The organism is Aquimarina sp. (genome assembly GCF_977115655.1).
The window spans coordinates 1-20465 of record NZ_CDSBKO010000068.1 but is presented as its reverse complement, the minus strand read 5'-3'; the positions used below and the strand labels follow the sequence as shown (position 1 = coordinate 20465).

Sequence of the window (20465 nt, the reverse complement as noted above, 5' to 3'; positions counted from 1 at the left end):
ATACCTGTTCAACTTTAAAAAAATGATGATGTAATACCATTTTAACTTTGAAATAGTGCGTAAATAAATGGTTCTTTTTTTAGCGTAGGATAAAAAAAGGAGGGTGTGTGTTATTTTAAAAAATATAATTAGCTATTAGTATAAGAAAAGTGGGCTATATGTCCTATATAAAAGTTAAAATGGTACAAATTAGAAAAGTCTTGTTTTTTTTTATGCAATTTTGCAGTCCAAAATAAAATTAAAAAAGCTAACGAGTATCTGATGATAACTTCATATAATTTTTATTTTTGTTGTGTAGAAATATACGACGACTACGTAAAAGCAATAATGAAAGAGGGTGTTACAGTATCTCCTGAACACAATAGCGTTTTATTACAGATCGTAGAAAAGCACTTCAAAAACAGGCCCTTTGTATACATTACTCATCGAATCAATTCTTATGCTGTAGATCCTACTATTTATTTAGAAACTACAAAAATCAAAAATCTGGTAGGTTTTTCCGTGGTATCCAGTGATCCTAAACAAAAAATGCAAACGAAGGTAGAAAAAATATTTTTTGGAAAAGAATTTGAGCAATTTGATACTATGGAAGAAGCTTTGGTATGGAAAGATATGATTATAAAGAAATATAAAGACTAAAAAAACAAAGAAGGAGCATACCAAATACACTTTGAATTTTCTCAATAAATTTGTATCTTTTGGCTATGGCAAAAAGAATTGATATTCAGATAAAAGAGAGCGAATCAGATTTACTCAAATTACAAAACAAACAATCTACTATTCTGAAATAGAGCAAGGTAAAAGCATTATTATTGATTAAACAAGGCAAAGTGATGTATACCCGCGAATCTTTCCCAGAAGCTTAAATATGAACGTAGAACAATCTACAATTGGCTCAAAACATATAAAACCAAAGGTTTAGAAGGTCTAGTTACGGTAAATAGCGGAGGGAACAATACTCGATCAATAAATGAAATTACTAAATCTGCCTTATCTAAAAAATTAGCAGATCCCAATACTACCATCACTAGTTATGTAGAATTATTAAAATGGGTTCAATCCAATTACCAGCCCAAGATCACTTATACTACTTTATATAAACATTGTAGGGTACATCATCGAAGTAAATTAAAGGTTTCTAGAAAATCACATCATAAAAAAGATGATAAGACTGTAGAAGCTTTTAAAAAAACTACCTGATCTGTTTCAGGAAATTAGAGTAAATCTAAATAAAGATAAATTTACTAGTGTATATATATCTTTGAAGAGTTTTTACGAGCCTTTAGCTGCCAGAACCCTAAAGAGCTTAAACTACTTATTATTGATAATGCAGGATTTCATGCCTGCAAAAATATTGAAATCCCTGAAAATATTGTTTTGATAAGAATACCACCATATACCCCTGAGCTTAATCCAGCAGAGAAAGTATGGCAATGGATGAAAAACAGAGTGGCAATGAAATTTTTCCCTTCAATAGAAAGATTACAACAGAAAATCACACTAATGGTAAACCAACTAACCCCTGAACTAATTAAATCAATCACAGGATATGAATTATATACAAATTTATTTTATAAGAATTTTTAAAGTCTAAATGGTATTACACCAAGTCAATACCCCCGAAGCAAACTCAAGAGGTATATTTAATATATATATTATTTTCGATGCAAACCTGGAAGGATTTTGTAACAAAAAAAGAGGGGAACTGAAAAATCAGCCCCCCTCTTTTTTAATTGGTGTGTGTGCAAAAAAAAAGTTTATTTAGCTATATTTACTGCTCTGGTTTCTCGTATCACAGTAACTTTTACCTGACCAGGATATGTCATATCAGTTTGTATTTTTTGCGAAATTTCGAAAGAAAGGCTTGCTGCTCTTTCATCATTTACTTTTTCACTCTCAACAATTACACGTAATTCCCTACCTGCTTGAATGGCATAAGCTTTTTTTACACCTTCAAATCTAAAAGCTATACCTTCCAAATCTTTTAATCTTTGTATATAAGAATCTAAAACTTGTCTCCTTGCGCCAGGTCTGGCTCCGCTAATTGCATCACAAACCTGAACTATAGGTGATATTAAAGAAGTCATTTCTACCTCGTCGTGGTGAGCTCCAATTGCATTGCAAACCTCTTCCTTTTCTCCATATTTTTCTGCCCATTGCATTCCTAATATAGCATGAGGAACTTCAGTTTCTGTATCCGGCACTTTACCAATATCATGCAATAAACCAGCTCTTTTTGCTAATTTAGGATTTAAGCCTAATTCGGCTGCCATTACTCCGCATAATTTAGCAACTTCTCTAGAATGTTGTAAAAGATTTTGACCATACGAAGACCTGTATTTCATCCTGCCAACTGTCTTTATCAATTCCGGGTGTAATCCATGAATCCCTAAATCGATTACAGTACGTTTACCCACCTCGATAATCTCTTCATCGATCTGTTTTCTGGTCTTTTTTACTACTTCTTCTATTCGTGCAGGGTGGATTCTGCCATCAGTAACTAATTTATGTAATGATAAACGGGCTACTTCTCTTCTTACAGAATCAAAACAGGATAGGATAATAGCTTCAGGAGTATCATCTACTATAATTTCTACCCCTGTAGCGGCCTCGATAGCCCTAATGTTTCTTCCTTCCCTACCTATAATACGGCCTTTAACATCATCACTCTCTATATTAAATACAGAAACACAATTTTCTATTGCTTCCTCTGTACCTATACGTTGAATAGTATTGATTATAACTTTTTTTGCTTCTTGCCTGGCAGTCAATTTAGCTTCTTCAATGGTGCCTTGAATTAGTGTCATTGCATCTGTTTTAGCCTGTACTTTTAAGGATTCAACAAGTTGATCTTTTGCTTCTTCTGCGGATAGTCCAGATATAACTTCCAGTTGTTGCACTTGGCTTTTATGAAGTTTTTTTAATTCACTTTGTTTCTTTTCAAGGTAATCCTGGCGCTGATCGCTCTCTTTTATTTTTTGTTCTAATTCTGTACTAAGTTTTTTGTTTTTAGATAATTCATTAGAAACTTGCGACTCCTTATCTCTTATTCTTTTTTCTGCTTCAGCAATCTTTTTATCGCGAGATAATATTACTTTTTCATGTTCTGATTTTAATTCAATAAACTTTTCTTTCGCTTGTAAAATTTTGTCTTTTTTAATAGTTTCTCCTTCACTTTTAGCATCTCGCAGAATACTTTCAGAAGTTTTTTTAGCATTTTTGATTATTTCTGAAGCTTTGCTTTTTTCCAAAACTTTTGCGATAATAAACCCTACCACTAGTCCTGCTATTCCAGCAATTATCAAAAAAACAATATTATTATCCATAATTTATGTGAGTATTTATATATAAAAAAAGCCTGCACTAGTAAAGGTTCTGTATAAACTCTGTAAAAACAGGTTTAGGGCTAACAAGTTGCTCAAGAATCCGCTCAAGGCGGCGCGCTTTTACAACTTAAACTCACCCTTTTTAATTAATTCTTGTTGAGTTTATCAAAATAACAACTAGTACAGGCAGTAACCTATTTATTTTTTTAAGAACGTTTATGATAAGTGTTCATGCAGCAAATTGTTCAAATCATTTAATCTATTTGCAACATTAACCATGTCCCCTTCTTTATCTATAGCTTTTTGTTCTACTTGTGCAGCAAACTGTAAAGCGCACATTGCCAATACATCTTGCTTATCTCTTACTGCATAACTTTGCTCAAATTGCTTAATCATAGTTTCTATCTTTTTCGCTGCTTTTCGTAAACCTTCTTCCTGATCCGGATTAATAGTTAATGGATATACACGATCTGCGATAGATAGTTTAATTTTAAGCTTTTCTGCCATATTAATTTATTCAGAAAGTTGTGCTATACACATATCAATCTCTCTTATTAAAGCATTTATTTTGAGCTTGGTTTCCCTTTTATGTTCGTCACTGCCTAGCATTGCATTAGCATTTTTGAGCGCACTGAATTTTTCTTCCCACTGCCTTAACTGATCTACCTGAAGCTCTGAATTGGACTCCAATTCTGCTATTTTCTCCTTTAAATCCGTATTTTGCTGTTTCATAAATTCGTATTTATGAAGCAACTTACTTATTCTATTTTCAAGAGAATCAATAATTTCAATCAAATCACTCATTATAAATTTCACGCAATACTTCGTTACACAAAGTTAACATACCAATTGAAAAAACCCAATAGTTTTTTAACTAATTTTAAAGTTAGTTTTCATTGTCGTTTATCCTTTGATATTTCAATTACTTTTAATGCAAAAGACACAATTATTTGTACACTTTATAATCCTCAATATAATTTAGATTCCTTTCTGTATTTTTTAAAAAAACCTCTGATTTTTTTACTCCTAATTACACAATACACTCCTTGGTCTTTATTCTGGTTTTTCAGGTACTTTTTTGTCATATTTTTTATCTTGTTCCCTTAATCAATAGCATTTTATTTCTTTATTTTTAATACCCGGATAAAACTAAAATCTATTACAGAACTATTTTAAATAAACAGAATTAATAAAACCCCGATTTTAAATTTTGTGATTGTCACTAACATCTTAATAGTTATTTCTTGGGTATATTTCTGAAAATATGTTTTGATTCAAAAAAACTTTGGGAGATTAAATCCTCAACATGGGATAAAAAAAAATGTAAAATTGTAACTACTATAGATTAATCAAGCTCAAAAAATGACTTAACCTTCCAAAAAAATAAGTAGTTTTATAAACCAATTACAAATCCTTTATACAGACTCCTCTTTTATGAGAAAAATTATTGTTTTTATTTTACTTGGCTTGTCTTTTTGTTATGGGCAAAAAGAACCCGTTAAAAACACCTTTATACATCCTTTAAACATTCCTATCATTACTTCTGGCACATTTGGCGAGTTAAGATCAAATCATTTCCATTCTGGTTTGGATATGAAAACCAGAGGAGAAGAAGGACTTAACGTTTATGCATCTGCATCCGGAAGAATTAGCAGAATAAAAGTTTCTCATGGTGGTTATGGCAAAGCCCTGTATATATCCCACCCCAATGGTTATACTACTGTTTATGCTCATTTAAAAAAATTCTCTCCAGAAATTGAAGCTTTCGTTAAAGAAAAACAGTATACTAAAGAGTCTTATGAAATAGAGCTTTATCCAAAATCTGAATCTTTATTGGTAAAACAAGGAGATATAATAGCATATAGTGGTAATACAGGAGGAAGCTCTGGCCCTCACCTTCATTTTGAGATTAGAGACCCCGGATCCAGACCTATGAATCCTATGGCTTTTGGTATAGACGTTTTAGACACCAAAAAACCAATCATAAATAGTTTGTGGACATACAGTCTTGATGAAAATGCCCATATCAATAATAACCAAAAACCTGCCCAATTAAAATTATCCCCTCAAGAAGATGGAAGTTATAAAGCAGAAAATATAGATGCTTTTGGCAAAATCGGTTTTGGAATATCTACTATAGACAAACAAGATCTTGCAGAAAACAGCAATGGTGTTTACCAAATCATTACCGAAATTAATGGTCAGGAAAATCTAAAATTAGAAATGGACCGTTTTTCTTTTGCAGAAACACGATATGTTAACAGACTTATAGATTACTCCTATTTTAAAGAATCCAGAGGTAGGATCACTAAGCTTTTTGTAGAAAAAAACAATCCATTGACCATTTTCAAAAACAAAATAGAGAATGGAGTAATCGATATAAAAGATAGCCTGTCTTACAACTACACTATATATATTAAAGATTATAAAGATAATACAACTATAATACATGTACCTATACAAGGAAAGTATACAGAACTAATTACAAAAACAGATCTTTTAAAAACAGAAGAGTATGCTAAAGCTGACGAGAATTACACCTATAGCTCTGGTGTTTTTGATCTTTTGATACCTAAGGGAAGTTTATATGAGGATACTTATCTGGATATATCTGTTAATGGAGAAACTGCAAAAATCCATAATGACAAAACGCCTTTGCACAAAAACATGACACTAGTCTTTGATGCATCTCAATATAAAGAAGAAGATAGAAAAAAACTATTTATAGGCAGGGTTAATCCTTCTGGAAAACCATATTATTCTACTACTTTAAAAAGAGGAGACAGATTTTCTACCAGAACAAGGACTTTTGGCACTTATTCTCTTTTTAGCGATACCCAAAAACCAACAATCATACCTGTTAATGTTTCCGAAAAAAAGTGGATATCAGATGCCACCCACTTAAAAATTAAAATAAATGATGCCGAATCCGGAGTAAAAAGCTATCGCGGCACTATAAACGGAAAATTTATTTTACTAGAGTATGATTATAAAACAGGAATGTTGGTATATGACTTTAATGATAAAATAAATACCAGTTCAGAAAATAATTTTAAACTTGTAGTGTTAGATAATGTAGATAATATAGCAACATTTGAAACAATATTCTTTAGAAAACCTTAAACACTTTTACTCCTTTGAAAAACCAACTTCTCTTTTTTTTGATTTCCCTGATTTTAATCAGTGTTTCTTCTTCAGCCCAAAACGCAATTTTAAAAGGCGTTATTTTAAATGAAAACAACATACCTGTTCAGGGAGCCAACATCACCTATAAAGATTCGGGAACCCAATCTGATAAAAACGGGGTATACCAACTTACTGTTCCGGCAAATCAGGAAATCAAAATAACGATATCCCATATTAGCTTAAAAAACATGCAGTTCACCATTAATTTGGAAGAAAATCAAGAGTATGAACTAAATCCCGTACTAAAAAACGATATAGAACAAATTAGTGAAGTAATTATATCCGGAAGAGAAAGAAAAGTTGTAGAGGGCATAACAACATTAGATCCAGAAACTATTAGAACTACACCTTCTGCAAATGCAGGAGTTGAAGGGCTTCTTAAAAGTTTACCCGGAGTTAGTTCTAATAACGAATTAAGCACTCAGTATTCTGTAAGAGGAGGTAATTATGATGAAAATCTGGTTTATGTAAATGAAATTGAGATTTACAGACCTTTCCTGATTAGATCAGGACAGCAAGAAGGCCTTAGTTTTGTGAACACTGATCTTGTACGCAATGTAGATTTTTCTGCAGGAGGTTTTCAAGCTAAATATGGCGACAAACTTTCTTCGGTTTTGGATATCACTTACAAAAGACCTACCAGATTAGGAGCTACAGCCGATTTTAGTCTTTTAGGAGGAAGCGTATCTGCCGGAGGTATTTCTAAAAACAAAAAATTAGCCGCTATTATTGGGGCTCGATATAGAGATAACAGCTTGTTTGTAGATGCAAAAAAAGCGGAAACTAATTTTCAACCCAGATTTGCTGATATACAAACATACCTTTCTTATAATTTTTCTAGTAAGTTTGAATTAGGCTTTTTGGGAAATGCAGGAATTAACACCTATGACTACGAGCCATTAAAGGAGCAGGTAAATTTTGGGACTTTGCAAACAGTACAGGCTCTGACTGTATTGTATGAAGGTCAGGAAAAAGATAAATACGAAACCTACTTTGGAGCATTAAAAGGAACCTATAGAGCTAACGACAATTTAACTTTAAAATTAATAGCCTCTGCTTATCATACACAAGAACAAGAACATTATGATATACTTGCTGCCTATGCACTGGGAACTGTTAATACCGATATTGGCAGCGAAAACTTAGGAGAAGTAGAATTTAGTGAAGGCATCGGTTCTCAATTAACACATGCCAGAAATGATTTGGATGCCTTGATTATTAATATGGAACATAAGGGGACTTATATTGCTAATGAACATCAATTAGACTGGGGGGTTAAATATACTTCTGAAGACATAAGAGATCGCCTACAAGAATACGAAATTATTGATTCGGCAGGTTTCTCTATAAGACCTCCTTTATTAGATTTTGTAAACAACCAGCCTTATTCACCTTTTGCTACCCCAATTGTTCCTTTTACAAATACCAGGGCTATAAATAATGTAAAAATTGACAGAACATCCGGATATGCTCAATATAGTATTAGATCTGCTATTAACGAGAGTGAAATCTGGGCAAATATAGGTGTGAGAGCACATAACTGGAATGTTTCGGGAAATACAGCTAATAGCACAGATTCTCAAATAGTTTTTAGCCCAAGAGCGCAAGTTGCCATAAAACCAAATTGGGAGTCTGATATAATATTTAGGGTATCTGGCGGTTTATATCATCAACCTCCTTTTTACAGAGAACTAAGAGATTCACTAGGGATTGTTAGACCAGAGGTCAAGGCACAACAGTCGGTACATATCGTTTTAGGAAACGATTATAGTTTTTCTATGTGGAAAAGACCCTTTAAATTAACCACAGAAATATATTATAAAAAACTAACGGATGTGAATCCGTACACTATCGAAAATGTTAGAATACGATATCGTGCCAGAAATAATGCAGAAGCGTATGCACAAGGAATAGATCTAAGGCTTAACGGAGAATTTGTACCAGGAACAGAAAGTTGGGTAAGTTTTGGATATTTAAAAACGGAAGAAAATATTGACAATCGCGGGTATATATCAAGACCTACAGATCAGCGATTAAAAATAGGAGTGCTTTTTCAAGATTATGTACCAACGATACCAAGTTTAAAGATGTATCTTAATATGGTATATCAAACCGGGGTACCGGGAGGATCGCCCAGCTATGCTGACCCTTATAATTTTCAAACCCGATTACGGGATTATAGAAGAGCAGATTTAGGGCTATCCTATGTATTAGTAGATAAAGATAAAAGGTTAAGAGAAGGTCATTTTCTTAATGTATTCAGAGAATTAAACCTTGGTTTCGAAATCTATAATATCTTTAACAATCAAAATGCCATTACGAATACGTATGTAAGAGATGCTGCCAGCAGAAGACAGTTTTCTATCCCTAATTACTTAACCCCAAGGGTATTTAACGTACGACTGGGCATGAAGTTTTAGAAAAACATGGCACTACTTCTTTATTGTTTTTTTTATAATCAATAAAGAAGTAGCAAAATTATGGTGTTATATGCTTTTTTGTAAGGTTTAAAGGTTACTCCTCAATAAATTTCTTTAATACATCCACTACATAATCTACTTCTTCTTTTGTATTATATTTTGAAAAAGAGAAACGTATAGATGGTTTTTGTAAGTCTTCATCCGATAGGATTTCTGTTAATACATGAGATCCTTTACCACTTCCGCTTTGGCATGCACTTCCTTTAGAGCAGGCAATCCCATTAATATCCAAATGAAACAATAATATACCTGCTTTTTCTACAGAAACAGGAAGGCATACGTTTATCAATGTATAGGTACTATTTTTTACATCACAACAACTAGCATTAAATTTTACGCCTTCAATATTACTTTTTAGTGTATCTATAAAATACTGCTTTACATCTTGAATATATGTTTTTTCTTCTTCCAGATTCTCATAAGATAATCGTAAAGCCTCGTCCATACCAGCAATGTTATGCACACTCTCTGTTCCTGCACGATAACCACGCTCCTGCTCTCCTCCAAAAATTAATGGTTTTAAACCAGAATTTTTGCGGATATATGCAAAACCAATTCCTTTTGGTCCATGAAATTTATGCGCGCTTACCGCAGTATAATCTACATCTATTTTGCTTAAATTAATTTCGTAATGCCCAACAGATTGTACCATATCACTATGAAAAATAGCTTCATGTTGCTTACAAAGTTTTCCTACACGATCTATATCTAAAATAGTTCCTACTTCATTATTTACATGCATTAAACTTACTAAGGTTTTTTCTTTAGACGAACTTAATAAAGATTCCAGGTGCTCATAATCAATAGTTCCATCCGGATGTATAGCAACATAGCTTACCATAATACCATTTCGGGATTCAATTTCTTGTATGGTATGCAATACAGCATGGTGTTCTATCTTTGAAGTTATAATATGGGTAACCTTTAAATCCCTGACTGCACTGTTTATTACCAAATTATCTGCTTCTGTCCCCCCCGAAGTAAAAATAATCTCCGAAGCTTTTACTCCTAGATAGTTAGCTATATTTTTACGGGCTTGTTCAATATGATTCTTTGCAGATCTGCCATAACTATGTATGGATGATGGATTTCCAAAATCTTCTTTTAATACCGATACCATTTTTGTGATAACTTCTGGCCTAACCTCTGTGGTAGCAGCACTATCAAAATATACCTTTTGCATATAACAAAACAATTAGTTGTTTAAAAAGATTGATTAAGTGGTTTTTGGAATTACAGAAGATATTTTCTTATCTAAAAATCATTAATCAAGGTTACAAAACTAGTTTAAATAAAATTATTTTGACATAGACACGTTATAATCTTTCAATTCCTTTATTTTTGTCAAAAAAAATACTCATTCTGACATGAAAAAGCTGTTTTCATTTCTCTTTTTATTATTATTTTTCATTTCTTGTGATGATGGTGATATTGTAATTACCAGTTTTGAGTTCAACGATACTGACTTACAGCTATGTAAAGGTGCTAAAAAAAACGAGTTTGTTTTTTTTAAAATAGGAAAAACCATTAATGAAGCTATTTCATATAACTTTATCAATGAAACATTTTCTGATACTATTGTAAGTCCGGTACCCTTGCAAATTGACCTGACACAAGCATCAAATAGTTTAATTTACCGAAATTTTAACACAAAAATAACCAATGATTATTTTTGCTCTAATGTACCCCCAAATGATATTACAATAGTTGAAGAGCTTACAGGGACTAATGGTACTGCCGAAATAGATACCAAAATCGCTTTAGAAGACGATGATGATGGCATTCCTGCAAAAGATGAAGATTTGAATAGAAATGGTAATCTTGAAGATGATGACACCGATGGGGATGGCATCCCAAATTATAAAGACCAGGATGATGACAACGATAATATTTTAACTAGTGTAGAAATACCAAATGAGATTCCTGACAATGATAACCCCAGAGACACCGATGAGGATGGAATACCCGATTATCTTGAGGAAGATGATGATAATGATGGGATTTTAACCCGAAATGAAGATGCCAATTTAAACGGAAACCCCAGAGACGATAGAGATCCTGAATCAGGAAAATTATTTTATTTGGATCCAAATTCCAAAAACACCGCAGTTAATGTAGATCCAAAACTTAAGAATACCATAAAAACAACATTTAGAACCACCGTATCGATAAATGGGCTCATTTTTGATGGTAATAATCAAAATTTTGAAAACAAAAACTTTTCATTTGGCTTTAGAGATGTTACAATCCCTAAAACCACAAAAAAAATGTAGCTTATTTAATCCTTTATTATGAATAAATTTTTTTTCAGCATACTTATAGTTATATTAACAGCCAGTTGTAGCGAAGGGGATATTATTAACAATGATATTACTAATTTTGATGCCCCCCTAGAAAACTGTGCTAACTTAAACCAAAACACTTTTGTCTTTTTTAAAGTAGACACAGATGTTAATCAATCTCTTTCTTTAAGTTTTACCAGTACTACTTTTAAACTAAACTTAGTTCCAAAAGAATTATCTCATACAATAGCCCTTAATACTACTACCAATCTTTTAATTCACAGAAAGTTTGCTTCCAAAATTAATAATACCGAATATTTTTGTGCCAGTGTTCCTCCTAATGGAACTGTTATTGCTCAAGAGTTAAAGAGCTCTGATGGGAATGCTATCATAAAATATACAGAAAAAAGCCAAACATCAACCAGTATTACTTATACCAGAAACATTACACTTTCTAATATTACCCTTAAAGGAAATGATATTTCTATTCGTCTGGAACTACTTAATTTTGGCGAAGACGAAATAACTATAAATAAATAACCAGTTATTTTGGGTTTTGTAAAATATAAATTTCCATAGCTCCCAAGCCATATTTTTTATAATCTGCATCAGAAACTTTTACGTTATCATACCTCCCAAAAAAGTATTCCAGCTCTTCTTTTAACACTCCTTGTCCTACTCCATGAATAAAAACCACCTTAGGGATACGCTTATTAATCGCAAAATCTAATTGCCTTTTTGCTGTATCCAATTGTAGTGTGATTATATCATGATTTGCCATTCCCCGGGTAGATGTTACCAGCTTATTAATATGTAAATCCACCTCCATTGGTGCTATATCACGTTCTTTGGGTTTTATAGTTGGTCTTTTTGGTTTCTTTTTGAAGTCTTCTTTTGTTTGTAGATTTTCATATACTTCTTCGTAAGAAGGTATAATCAGCAACCCTGATTCTATTTTTACTACTTCTCGAATAAAAAAAGTAAGATCAAAACCATCTTCTGTATCTATCGTTACCTTATCTGAAAAAATATTAATAACCCTGCCAGTGATAGGCTCATCCAAAACAGATACCGTATCTCCTATTTTAATTGTACTCATTCTTCTTCTTCTTCTAAATATATATCAGACTCACTGTTTGTTTTTGATTTTACAGTAGTCGTAATCATAAATAGCCCCATCATTAATAAAACAATCCCTGTACTTTGAATATAATAATTCTTTTTTTCAAAAAATGTCTCCCCTATAATTGCTGCAGCACCAGTAACAATAAAAACCGTCCTTATTATTCTTTTAATTTTTTCGTAATTCATTAAATTATTAAATTAATTGCTTTACAAACCAAACAAAAACTAATCACAGTGATTTCTATATTTAATCCTTATTAAATCCGCATGGTCTTTTAAGATCACAAAAGTATTAAATAATAGATTTTTTAAGCTTTAAAAGCTTAAAATAACTTAATTATGTATATTGCGCCATAAAAATTATAAATATTTTTCGCTTTTGGAGACTTATATGTTACCATGCCTGAACAAAAAAATTTTTGGTATTGAATGTTTAGGGTGCGGTATGCAAAGATCTGTTGTTCTTCTTTTTAAGGGGGATTTTATTGCTGCCTTTTATATGTATCCTGCTATTTATCCTCTTTTAACCTTACTTCTTTTTTTAGGGCTCAACTTTTTTATTAAATTCAAATATGATAGGTTTATTAGACTATTTTTAATAATACTTACCTTACTTACCGTGCTTATAAGCTATATAATCAAAATGAAAATAATTTTTTAACTAATCAATTAACCTATGGAAAAACAAATATTACCTAATTCTACCTTGATTTTAGTTCTTGGAATTTTATCTATTGTAGGATGCTGTTGTTATGGTATAGGAATTATTCTTGCTATTACAACTTTAGTTTTGGCAAAAAAAGCTACCACTTTATACAATGAAAACCAAGAATTATACTTAGGATTTCAAAATGTAAAAACAGGTAAAATATTAGCTATAATTGGTATTGCCCTTGGTGCAATATATCTTATATATGTTATTTTTATATTTGCAACCATTGGTATGGATGGTTATATGGAGATGATAGAAGAAATGAAAAGATCTGCAGGGGCGTAATCTTTAACAATATTAGATAAACATAAACTGTTCAAAACATAACTTTTTGACCAGTTTATGTTTAAATATTTATTTAATCTATCTTGGAAACATTAATTAATCAAATAGAATCCGCTCTATTGCAATGCCCTGGTAAGCAATTGGTTGGCTTAAATTGCCTTGGATGTGGTCTTCAGCGTAGTTTTATACTGCTTATAAAAGGCCAATTAATAGAATCGTTTTTAATGTACCCTGCCCTGATCCCTCTTTTATTAATGTTTGGTTACTTAATTGCACATCTTTTTTTAAACTTAAAAAAAGGAGCAAAAAACCTTCAATATTTTTATATTCTAAATACTATACTTATTCTTGCAAATTATATTATAAAATTTTAATAACCCACATGGAAACTAAACAACAATTGCCAAATTCTACTTTGGTATTAATATTTGGCATTGCATCGATTGTAACTTGCTTTTGCTACGGAATCTTAGGACTTATATTTGGTATTGTCACATTAATTCTTGAAAAAAAAGCAAAGAATTTATATTTAGCCAATCCTGAATTATACTTAGGATATGAAAATCTAAAAGCAGGTAAGATTTGTGCTATAATAGGGACAATACTAAGTTCTATATATCTTCTTATCATTATTGGGTACATTGTTTTTATAGGAACAATGTTACCTTGGTCTGAGGTGTTCAATCAATAAAAGAGAACAAAAAAGAGGTCGTCAAAAAAAATACTTTACAGACGACCTCTTTTATTTGTGTATTTATATAATAGTAAAACTATTCAAACTCTTTAAGAGTCTTTATAATAATAGACACACAATCCAATAATTGTTCTTTGTTCATTACCAATGGCGGTGCAAAACGAATAATATTACCATGAGTAGGTTTTGCCAACAATCCATTTTCTTTAAGTGCAACACAAATATTCCATGCAGTATCGCTTTCTTCAGAATCATTAATTAAGATCGCATTTAACAGTCCTTTACCTCTAACTAATTTTGCGATTTTAGAGTTTTCTATATACTTACCTAATTCAGACCTAAATAATTCACCAAGTATAAAAGCATTTTCGGCTAATTTTTCATCTCTAACAACTTCTAATGCTGCAATAGCCACTACTGCTGCAACCGGATTACCTCCAAAAGTACTTCCGTGATTACCCGGCTTTATTACTTCCATAACAGAATCATTTGCCAGTACTGCCGAAACAGGGTAGGCTCCCCCACTCAATGCTTTTCCCAGAATTAAAATATCTGGTATTACATTTTCATAATTTACAGCTAGTAATTGCCCTGTACGGGCTATTCCTGTTTGCACTTCATCTGCTAAGAAAAGTACATTATGTTTTTCACAAAGTTCTTTAGCTTTTGCCAAATACCCCTCTGAAGGAACATATACCCCTGCTTCCCCTTGAATTGGCTCTACCAAAAAACCAGCTATATTTTTATTGTTCTCTAATGTTTTTTCCAGTACAGATAGGTTATCATACTCAATTTTAATAAATCCTGCGGTATATGGCCCAAAATTTTCTCTGGCTACAGGATCATTAGAAAAAGATATAATAGTGGTAGTTCTACCATGAAAGTTATTTTCACAAACAACAATCTGAGCTTCGTTTTCTGGTATTCCTTTTTTTTCGTATGCCCATTTTCTACAAATCTTTAACGCTGTTTCTACAGCTTCTGCACCTGTGTTCATGGGTAGTAATTTGTCAAAACCAAAATACTTGGTCGCAAACTTTTCATACTCCCCTAACTTATCATTATAAAACGCACGTGACGTTAAGGTTAGGGTTTGTGCCTGATTTACCATCGCTTCTACTATTTTAGGATGGCAATGCCCTTGATTAACCGCAGAATATGCGCTTAAAAAATCATAATACTTTTTGCCTTCTACATCCCAAACATATACACCTTCACCTTTACTTAAAACAACTGGTAACGGGTGATAATTATGAGCTCCATACTTATCTTCTAATTCAATAGAATGTTGTGATGACTTTTTTTCTAAAATTGCCATTATTCACGTATTAAAAATAAAACTTTACAATTCCTACTTTAACATTAAAGCCAAGGAGAGAAATCATCCTAATGAAGTTGGCTGCAAAATACTAAATATAGTCCTCTTTATAAAGGACTTATTATAATATTTTTCTTGCCAAAAAAATATACCTGTTATACTTACAGGCATAAAACTATTGAACAGGTCTGTTTTTTCAATTTCTTTTATAAGATATATCGAATAATTAATAAGTATTTGCTTTCTATTCTTATTTTTGCGCTATGGCAAGAAAAAATCGAAGACAAATCTTTGAAAGCGTCAAAGTTATTGATGCAGGTGCAAAAGGAAAAAGCATTGCTAAAGCACCAGATGGGAAAGTTATATTTATTAATAATGCTGTTCCCGGAGATATTATAAATGTTCTGGTTACAAAAAAACGTAAGGCTTTTTACGAAGGTTCTGCAACTACAATACACACGTTTTCGGATAAACGAGTAGATCCTACATGTAAGCATTTTGGAACTTGCGGAGGGTGCAAATGGCAGTTTATGGGCTATGAACACCAACTAGCATATAAGCAACAAGAAGTGATAAACAATTTAACCAGACTAGGTAAAGTTGCATTGCCCGAAGTAAATCCTATACTAGGCTCTGAAAATCATTTTTTTTACAGAAACAAAATGGAATTTTCTTTTAGTGACAGCAGGTGGTTAACTCTTGATGAAATTAAAAGTGACTCTGAAATAAAAAACAGAAATGCATTAGGGTTTCACATTCCCGGGATGTGGGATAAAATTTTGGATATTGATAAATGCTATCTTCAGGAAGACCCAAGTAATGCCATTAGGGATAAAGTAAAAGCATTTGCTACACAAAACAATTTAGAGTTTTATAATGCTCGAAATCAACAAGGTTTTTTGCGTACATTAATGCTTCGCATATCTTCGACAGGAGAAATTATGGTTCTACTACAATTTTTTCGCGAAGATGTTGAAAAAAGAACACTTTTATTAGACTATATTGGTTCAGAGTTTCCAGAAATAACTTCTTTACAATATACCATAAACCCAAAAGGTAACGATACAATATACGATCAGGAAATTATTTGTTACAAGGGCAAGGATTATATTGAGGAAGAAATGGAAGGTTTGCGCTTTAAAATTAATGCAAAATCTTTTTATCAAACCAACTCTAAACAAGCATACGAGCTATATAAAGTGACCAGAGATTTTGCGAATTTAACTGGTAAAGAACTAGTATATGATTTATATACAGGAACAGGTACAATTGCACAATTTGTTGCGAAAAAAGCAAAAAAAGTAATCGGTGTAGAAGCTGTTCCGGAAGCCATTGAAGATGCCAAAGAAAATGCCAAACGTAATTCTATCTCTAATGTAGAGTTTTATGTAGGAGACATGAAAAAGGTTTTTACAAAAAATTTTATTGCACAACATGGACAACCCGAGGTTGTAATTACAGACCCTCCCAGAGATGGTATGCATAAAGATGTAGTAGCACAACTAATACATATAGCCCCGCAAAAAATAGTTTATGTAAGCTGTAATAGTGCAACACAAGCACGGGATCTGGCGTTATTAGATAAAATGTACGAGATTACCAAAGTTCAACCTGTAGATATGTTTCCACAAACATATCATGTAGAAAATGTAGTTTTATTAGAAAAAAGGTAAGTTTGCAAAGGTTTTCGTATTTATGTTGCGTAGAATTTGCGCAGAAAATAAAATCAATAATCGAAGTAAGGTTATGGTCTGCTTCCGAAAATATATTTTGTTTCCGAAACAAGTCTTTGGGAATTACCCCCTCGATGAGGGATTAAAACCTTTACTTTAAAATCTGGTATTATTACAAAAAAGATAATATATGAAGATATACAAATATTTATTATACACGCTAATTGCAATAGGTACTTTATCTACAAACTATAGTTGTGAACGGGATGATATATGTGCAGAAGGAACCCCTACCACTCCTTTCTTAATCATAAAATTTATAGACTTTGAGACTGGCACTTTGGTTAAAGCACCAGCAGAATTACAAATTAAAGCTGTTGGTTCAGATACTCCTTTTCCTTTTAAAACAGTTGAAGATTTAATTCGAATCCCACTTAGAAATAAGGAATCTATTACCGAATATGAGTTTACTATAAATTCTAATACCAGTAACAATACAGATACCGACCCTGCCCCCGATAAAGATATTGTAAGCTTTCAATACACAATAAAAGAAGAATATGTAAGTAGTGCATGCGGATTTAAGGTAAACTATGAAGGACTTACTTTTTCTCCTCCGGTAGCAGGAGATGACGGCAACTGGATTAAAAATATAACAATACAAAGAGAGAACATAACCGATGAAACAACTGCACACGTATTTATTTTTCATTAGCATTTTAGTTTCCAGTAGTTTTTATGCGCAAGAGGAAACCAAAACTAATTCTAAAGACACACTTCCTCCTTCAGAAAAATATGGTTTTAGGGCTGGCGTTGACCTTGGTCGATTAATTCGCACAGCTGCAGATGATAAGTATTCGGGATTTGAAATTATCGGAGATTACAGGTTCTATAAAAAGTTTTATATTGCAGCAGAAGCAGGTAATGAATCTCTAATAAGAGACGAAGAAAATATCAACGTAAAAGGCTCCGGGAGCTATATTAGAGTTGGAATAGATTATAATGTATACGATAATTGGTATGGCATGCAAAATAGTATATATACAGGTGTGCGTTATGGTTTCTCGACCTTTGATCAAACCTTAAACGATTATTCTATTTTTACCAGAACGAATTACTTTGGAGCAAACAAAATAACCGAAAGTATCAAAGCCAGTGATTTGAATGCCAGTTGGATCGAGCTTGTCCTTGGTATTAAGGTAGAATTAATAAAAAACCTGTATCTGGGAGCTAACGTCTCTTTAAGAAGCTTAGTAAGCGAAAAAACATCTAATAGATTTGATAATCTCTATATTCCCGGATTTGGTCGTACTAATGATTTTAGTAGTATCGGAGTTGGATATGGATATTCTGTTAGCTACCTTATTCCGTTTTTTAAGAAAAAGGAATAATATCTTTTTAACGTTGAACCAATACTAGTAAATTATTCTTTTTTCATCTATTCTTCGTCAAAAAATATAACCACAACTATATTTTGGTTTGGCTCTGTACAAGTGCTGTACTGTCTATTTTATATATTTTTTAAACCAATCCACAATTTCCTGATGACTATCAAAGTACTGAAAAGGAAGTGAATGGCTTTTCTCATTATACACTTTTAACTGATATTCTTTATTGGCTTTTTGAAGTTCTCCAACCATTTCTATTGCTTGGTTTACAGACACAAAGCCATCTTGCCTTGAATGTAAAATATAAATTGGACAATTAATTTTATTTGCCCATTGTACAGCCGATCTGTCTTTTATATACTGTTCTTTATAAATATCAAAATCGTTAAGAACATTACGTAATCCTTTATAGTTATCTTCTTCCTTTTCTGCATCATCCCAACCATTTAAAAAAACCGGTCGATTTTGTAATAGTGTATTCAAATTAGCTACTCCTCCTATTACTGCTGCTGCACGCACAGAAAGTATCTTAGTCATTTGATAAGTCATCATTCCCCCACGGGAAACTCCTAACATAAAAACATTATCTAAATCTAAAAAATCAAAAGCTTTTAAATATTCGAATAAAGAAATTATATCATTAATCTCGCTACCACCAAATTGATCAAAAGGACCTCTTTCATCTACAAACCTGTAATTAGATGCTACTACTATAAACCCATCTTGATACCATTTATAAAAAAAAGGCAGGTCTTCGTCCAAAATTTTTCCATAATTCCCCGTTCCTCCCCTATTATATATAACCACAGGGTATTTTTTCTTACTTAATAATAATGGCTTGGTTATAAAACCTTTTACCCAAAATTCATCGCTTTTATAATCAAACTGAAGAAATTCTACCTCTTTTTGAGAACGTGCTGTTTCATAAAAAACAGAATCATATTGATATTTTGTAATCTTTGACGTTTCATCATACTTCTTTTTTATGATTACCACTTTCTCATTCTTTATACCATCATCTGCCTGCGAAAAACATATAAGAACTTGCAATAAACATATTGCAATACTATATCCTTTAATTTTTCCCATTTTTAGATTTATTTTTTTATGTTATCTCTGTATTTGTTACACTGTTTTTTTTACTCCTGTAATTTTTACAGGCTTTTACAAATTTCCAATTATAATAATGCGCAATTATTAAAAAACCAGTAGCAAGAAAATGCAAAACTCTCTCAGAAGTATAATTTTCAATCAAAAAACCAATACAAAAAAACACTACCGTAAAAGAGTACATAAAAATTGGCAATAACTTGTTATGATATCTTTTACGCCCATCATATATTGCTATAAATGCTATTATTAAACTTATAATTACCAATATGATTTCATAAAACTCATTATTCATAAATGATAACCCGATTAAAGGAAAAAAAGGTATGCAAACAGGTAAAAATATACAATGTAGTACACATAAAAACGACGTGGATAAACCTATAAAATCCCAATTTATTCGATCTGTATAATGAATCATAGTATTAAAAATTTGATCTCTTACTTTTTTATTTAAGTTATAGAATACTCAAGTTTCAGAATTAAAAACTTACTACAATTTCAATTCACCTTTATTTTAATTTTGTTTCTTAAACAGAATCCTTCTTGTAATAGTATTTCCAATTCAAAAACCTAAATGCAATAATGTTGCAATAATACAAAATATTGTTCAGTATATCATAAAAAAACAGAACAAGATCTTATAACATTTTTAAGTAAAATTATTATAGAAGCAATTAAATTATTTTGGCTCAGACGAAAAAGAAAATACAGCGACAGTACCGCTCTCAATGCTTTTTATTTTGAAATATAGAGTAAAAAAAAATGATTTTAGCAAGTAATTCCATTCAATAAATAGCACAAATAATTGTAAGTTATCTATAATCAAATTCATTAGTGTCCACTATAAATAATTAAATGTTCTTTGATATCACTGATAATCTAT

General features: G+C 31.7%; 22 protein-coding genes and 1 other RNA gene. 13 read left to right on the top strand and 10 right to left on the bottom strand.

Features of this window, described 5'->3' with window-relative positions:
- Positions 1-261: 261 nt before the first annotated feature.
- Positions 262-639 (top strand): hypothetical protein, encoded by a 378-nt coding sequence (locus tag ACZIYX_RS20780; RefSeq protein ID WP_462684178.1) that lies wholly within the window; start codon positions 262-264, stop codon positions 637-639.
- A gap of 612 nt (positions 640-1251) precedes the next feature.
- Positions 1252-1587: a transposase gene (locus tag ACZIYX_RS20775; RefSeq protein ID WP_462684183.1), complete on the top strand. Its 336-nt coding sequence runs from the start codon at positions 1252-1254 to the stop codon at positions 1585-1587.
- A gap of 170 nt (positions 1588-1757) precedes the next feature.
- On the opposite strand, the gene rny is transcribed toward ACZIYX_RS20775, so the two are convergent.
- From rny to ACZIYX_RS20755, 4 genes are all read right to left on the bottom strand, one after another.
- Positions 1758-3326: a ribonuclease Y gene (rny, locus tag ACZIYX_RS20770; RefSeq protein ID WP_462684177.1), complete on the bottom strand. Its 1569-nt coding sequence runs from the start codon at positions 3324-3326 to the stop codon at positions 1758-1760.
- Between the two features lie 55 nt (positions 3327-3381).
- Positions 3382-3488: non-coding RNA, 6S RNA (gene ssrS, locus ACZIYX_RS20765), on the bottom strand.
- Positions 3489-3542: 54 nt separating this feature from the next.
- Positions 3543-3833: a cell division protein ZapA gene (locus tag ACZIYX_RS20760; protein ID WP_462684176.1), complete on the bottom strand. Its 291-nt coding sequence runs from the start codon at positions 3831-3833 to the stop codon at positions 3543-3545.
- A 6-nt stretch (positions 3834-3839) separates the two neighbouring features.
- Entirely contained in the window at positions 3840-4130 is a 291-nt protein-coding gene (locus tag ACZIYX_RS20755) for a hypothetical protein (RefSeq protein ID WP_462684175.1), read from the bottom strand.
- Between the two features lie 630 nt (positions 4131-4760).
- Between ACZIYX_RS20755 and ACZIYX_RS20750 the strand changes: the two genes are divergently transcribed.
- The gene (locus ACZIYX_RS20750; protein ID WP_462684174.1) at positions 4761-6449 is read left to right on the top strand and encodes a M23 family metallopeptidase; all 1689 of its coding nucleotides are present in this window, start codon (positions 4761-4763) and stop codon (positions 6447-6449) included.
- Positions 6450-6463: 14 nt separating this feature from the next.
- On the top strand, positions 6464-8932 hold the full coding sequence (locus tag ACZIYX_RS20745; RefSeq protein WP_462684173.1) for a TonB-dependent receptor: 2469 nt from the start codon (positions 6464-6466) through the stop codon (positions 8930-8932).
- A 94-nt stretch (positions 8933-9026) separates the two neighbouring features.
- Here the strand turns inward: ACZIYX_RS20745 and ACZIYX_RS20740 are convergent, their stop codons facing one another.
- Entirely contained in the window at positions 9027-10175 is a 1149-nt protein-coding gene (locus ACZIYX_RS20740; RefSeq protein ID WP_462684172.1) for a cysteine desulfurase family protein, read from the bottom strand.
- A gap of 184 nt (positions 10176-10359) precedes the next feature.
- Here ACZIYX_RS20740 and ACZIYX_RS20735 point away from each other — a divergent pair, with 184 nt between their 5' ends.
- On the top strand, positions 10360-11265 hold the full coding sequence (locus ACZIYX_RS20735) for a hypothetical protein (RefSeq protein WP_462684171.1): 906 nt from the start codon (positions 10360-10362) through the stop codon (positions 11263-11265).
- Positions 11266-11283: 18 nt separating this feature from the next.
- Positions 11284-11814, top strand: coding sequence for a hypothetical protein (locus ACZIYX_RS20730; RefSeq protein ID WP_462684170.1), 531 nt, complete (start codon positions 11284-11286; stop codon positions 11812-11814).
- A 4-nt stretch (positions 11815-11818) separates the two neighbouring features.
- On the opposite strand, the gene ACZIYX_RS20725 is transcribed toward ACZIYX_RS20730, so the two are convergent.
- Positions 11819-12373 carry a Smr/MutS family protein gene (locus ACZIYX_RS20725; RefSeq protein WP_462684169.1) on the bottom strand — a complete coding sequence of 185 codons (555 nt, stop codon included), beginning with the start codon at positions 12371-12373 and terminating at the stop codon, positions 11819-11821.
- Positions 12370-12585, bottom strand: coding sequence for a hypothetical protein (locus tag ACZIYX_RS20720; RefSeq protein ID WP_462684168.1), 216 nt, complete (start codon positions 12583-12585; stop codon positions 12370-12372). The genes ACZIYX_RS20725 and ACZIYX_RS20720 overlap by 4 nt, the downstream gene beginning before the upstream one ends.
- A gap of 205 nt (positions 12586-12790) precedes the next feature.
- Here ACZIYX_RS20720 and ACZIYX_RS20715 point away from each other — a divergent pair, with 205 nt between their 5' ends.
- From ACZIYX_RS20715 to ACZIYX_RS20700, 4 genes are all read left to right on the top strand, one after another.
- Positions 12791-13060, top strand: coding sequence for a DUF2752 domain-containing protein (locus tag ACZIYX_RS20715; protein ID WP_462684182.1), 270 nt, complete (start codon positions 12791-12793; stop codon positions 13058-13060).
- A 15-nt stretch (positions 13061-13075) separates the two neighbouring features.
- Complete coding sequence (locus ACZIYX_RS20710) at positions 13076-13396, top strand: CCC motif membrane protein (RefSeq protein ID WP_462684167.1); 321 nt, start codon at positions 13076-13078, stop codon at positions 13394-13396.
- Positions 13397-13479: 83 nt separating this feature from the next.
- Positions 13480-13770, top strand: a complete 291-nt coding sequence (locus tag ACZIYX_RS20705) for a DUF2752 domain-containing protein (RefSeq protein WP_462684166.1) — start codon at positions 13480-13482, stop codon at positions 13768-13770.
- An 8-nt stretch (positions 13771-13778) separates the two neighbouring features.
- A complete protein-coding gene (locus tag ACZIYX_RS20700; RefSeq protein ID WP_462684165.1) occupies positions 13779-14087 on the top strand; it encodes a CCC motif membrane protein in 309 nt (102 codons plus the stop codon).
- A gap of 79 nt (positions 14088-14166) precedes the next feature.
- Here ACZIYX_RS20700 and rocD read toward each other — a convergent pair whose 3' ends face one another.
- The gene (rocD, locus tag ACZIYX_RS20695; RefSeq protein WP_462684164.1) at positions 14167-15408 is read right to left on the bottom strand and encodes an ornithine--oxo-acid transaminase; all 1242 of its coding nucleotides are present in this window, start codon (positions 15406-15408) and stop codon (positions 14167-14169) included.
- Positions 15409-15671: 263 nt separating this feature from the next.
- Here rocD and rlmD point away from each other — a divergent pair, with 263 nt between their 5' ends.
- The 3 genes from rlmD (at position 15672) to ACZIYX_RS20680 (ending at position 18472) form a co-directional block, all read left to right on the top strand.
- Complete coding sequence (gene rlmD / locus ACZIYX_RS20690; RefSeq protein ID WP_462684163.1) at positions 15672-17081, top strand: 23S rRNA (uracil(1939)-C(5))-methyltransferase RlmD; 1410 nt, start codon at positions 15672-15674, stop codon at positions 17079-17081.
- A 190-nt stretch (positions 17082-17271) separates the two neighbouring features.
- A complete protein-coding gene (locus ACZIYX_RS20685) occupies positions 17272-17796 on the top strand; it encodes a DUF6452 family protein (RefSeq protein WP_462684162.1) in 525 nt (174 codons plus the stop codon).
- On the top strand, positions 17762-18472 hold the full coding sequence (locus ACZIYX_RS20680) for a DUF6048 family protein (RefSeq protein ID WP_462684161.1): 711 nt from the start codon (positions 17762-17764) through the stop codon (positions 18470-18472). Before ACZIYX_RS20685 ends, ACZIYX_RS20680 begins: the two co-directional genes overlap by 35 nt.
- 114 nt (positions 18473-18586) lie before the next feature.
- Here ACZIYX_RS20680 and ACZIYX_RS20675 read toward each other — a convergent pair whose 3' ends face one another.
- Both ACZIYX_RS20675 and ACZIYX_RS20670 read right to left on the bottom strand, forming a co-directional pair.
- Positions 18587-19558, bottom strand: coding sequence for an alpha/beta hydrolase family protein (locus ACZIYX_RS20675; RefSeq protein WP_462684160.1), 972 nt, complete (start codon positions 19556-19558; stop codon positions 18587-18589).
- A gap of 16 nt (positions 19559-19574) precedes the next feature.
- On the bottom strand, positions 19575-20000 hold the full coding sequence (locus ACZIYX_RS20670) for a MerC domain-containing protein (protein WP_462684159.1): 426 nt from the start codon (positions 19998-20000) through the stop codon (positions 19575-19577).
- Positions 20001-20465: the final 465 nt, after the last annotated feature.

Excerpts from the sequence above, each read along its gene's own strand:
- ACZIYX_RS20780 (WP_462684178.1), top strand. The coding sequence starts at position 262 with ATGATAACTTCATATAATTTTTATTTTTGTTGTGTAGAAATATACGAC.
- rny (WP_462684177.1), bottom strand. The coding sequence starts at position 3,326 with ATGGATAATAATATTGTTTTTTTGATAATTGCTGGAATAGCAGGACTA.
- ACZIYX_RS20760 (WP_462684176.1), bottom strand. The coding sequence starts at position 3,833 with ATGGCAGAAAAGCTTAAAATTAAACTATCTATCGCAGATCGTGTATAT.
- ACZIYX_RS20755 (WP_462684175.1), bottom strand. The coding sequence starts at position 4,130 with ATGAGTGATTTGATTGAAATTATTGATTCTCTTGAAAATAGAATAAGT.
- ACZIYX_RS20750 (WP_462684174.1), top strand. The coding sequence starts at position 4,761 with ATGAGAAAAATTATTGTTTTTATTTTACTTGGCTTGTCTTTTTGTTAT.
- ACZIYX_RS20740 (WP_462684172.1), bottom strand. The coding sequence starts at position 10,175 with ATGCAAAAGGTATATTTTGATAGTGCTGCTACCACAGAGGTTAGGCCA.
- ACZIYX_RS20735 (WP_462684171.1), top strand. The coding sequence starts at position 10,360 with ATGAAAAAGCTGTTTTCATTTCTCTTTTTATTATTATTTTTCATTTCT.
- ACZIYX_RS20730 (WP_462684170.1), top strand. The coding sequence starts at position 11,284 with ATGAATAAATTTTTTTTCAGCATACTTATAGTTATATTAACAGCCAGT.
- ACZIYX_RS20725 (WP_462684169.1), bottom strand. The coding sequence starts at position 12,373 with ATGAGTACAATTAAAATAGGAGATACGGTATCTGTTTTGGATGAGCCT.
- ACZIYX_RS20720 (WP_462684168.1), bottom strand. The coding sequence starts at position 12,585 with ATGAATTACGAAAAAATTAAAAGAATAATAAGGACGGTTTTTATTGTT.
- ACZIYX_RS20715 (WP_462684182.1), top strand. The coding sequence starts at position 12,791 with ATGTTACCATGCCTGAACAAAAAAATTTTTGGTATTGAATGTTTAGGG.
- ACZIYX_RS20710 (WP_462684167.1), top strand. The coding sequence starts at position 13,076 with ATGGAAAAACAAATATTACCTAATTCTACCTTGATTTTAGTTCTTGGA.
- ACZIYX_RS20700 (WP_462684165.1), top strand. The coding sequence starts at position 13,779 with ATGGAAACTAAACAACAATTGCCAAATTCTACTTTGGTATTAATATTT.
- rocD (WP_462684164.1), bottom strand. The coding sequence starts at position 15,408 with ATGGCAATTTTAGAAAAAAAGTCATCACAACATTCTATTGAATTAGAA.
- rlmD (WP_462684163.1), top strand. The coding sequence starts at position 15,672 with ATGGCAAGAAAAAATCGAAGACAAATCTTTGAAAGCGTCAAAGTTATT.
- ACZIYX_RS20685 (WP_462684162.1), top strand. The coding sequence starts at position 17,272 with ATGAAGATATACAAATATTTATTATACACGCTAATTGCAATAGGTACT.
- ACZIYX_RS20680 (WP_462684161.1), top strand. The coding sequence starts at position 17,762 with ATGAAACAACTGCACACGTATTTATTTTTCATTAGCATTTTAGTTTCC.
- ACZIYX_RS20675 (WP_462684160.1), bottom strand. The coding sequence starts at position 19,558 with ATGGGAAAAATTAAAGGATATAGTATTGCAATATGTTTATTGCAAGTT.
- ACZIYX_RS20670 (WP_462684159.1), bottom strand. The coding sequence starts at position 20,000 with ATGATTCATTATACAGATCGAATAAATTGGGATTTTATAGGTTTATCC.